Source organism: Pedobacter sp. GW460-11-11-14-TSB4 (genome assembly GCF_059423705.1).
Genome location: NZ_JBWKYI010000072.1, coordinates 1 through 905, shown reverse-complemented (window position 1 = coordinate 905; position 905 = coordinate 1). Strand labels below are relative to the sequence as shown.

Below are 905 nucleotides of genomic sequence, written 5' to 3'. Positions count from 1 at the left end.
GGCGTTTATACGTTGATTTATACGATCACCGATAAACTGGATGCTTCGAAAACTTCTACCGCAACGGTGAAAGTAACTGTGGCTTCAGCTGCTTTATTGGCGAAGGATGATGCAGGTACTTCAAATTCGGTAACAGGCGGAACAGCAGTTGCCAATGTTTTGTCAAACGATACTTACAATGGAACGGCAACCGCTCCAACTTTGGCTGATGTCACCATTACCAACGGTACAAACGATAGCAACGGTAAAGTAACACTCGATCCGGCAACAGGAGCAGTAAGTGTGGCAGCCAATACACCGGCTGGTATTTATACCTTAACTTATACCATCACCGATAAACTGGATGCTTCGAAAACTTCTACCGCAACGGTGAAAGTAACCGTGGCTTCAGGTACTTTATTGGCTAAAGATGATGCAGGAACAGCTAACTCGGTAACCGGTGGAACAGCAGTTGCGAATGTACTTTCGAACGATACCTACAATGGTACCACCACAGCACCAACTCTGGCAGACGTGACCATCACCAACGGTACCAACGATAGCAATGGTAAAGTAACACTCGATCCGGCAACAGGAGCAGTAAGTGTGGCAGCCAACACCCCGGCTGGCGTTTACACCTTGACTTATACCATCACCGATAAACTGGATGCTTCGAAAACCTCTACTGCAACGGTAAAAGTAACCGTGGCTTCAGCTGCTCTATTGGCGAAGGATGATGCAGGTACTGCTAACTCGGTAACCGGCGGAACAGCGGTTGCCAATGTTTTGGTAAACGATACTTACAATGGAACAACCACAGCTCCAACTTTAAATGATGTCACCATTACCAACGGTACAAACGATAGCAACGGTAAAGTAACACTCGATCCGGCAACAGGAGCAGTGAGTGTGGCAGCCAACACACC

General features: G+C 47.3%; 1 protein-coding gene. It reads left to right on the top strand.

Annotation, left to right across the window (positions count from 1 at the left end):
* Positions 1 to 905: hypothetical protein (locus AC07YT_RS25065; protein WP_494945586.1), on the top strand; the 905-nt coding region annotated here is incomplete at both ends.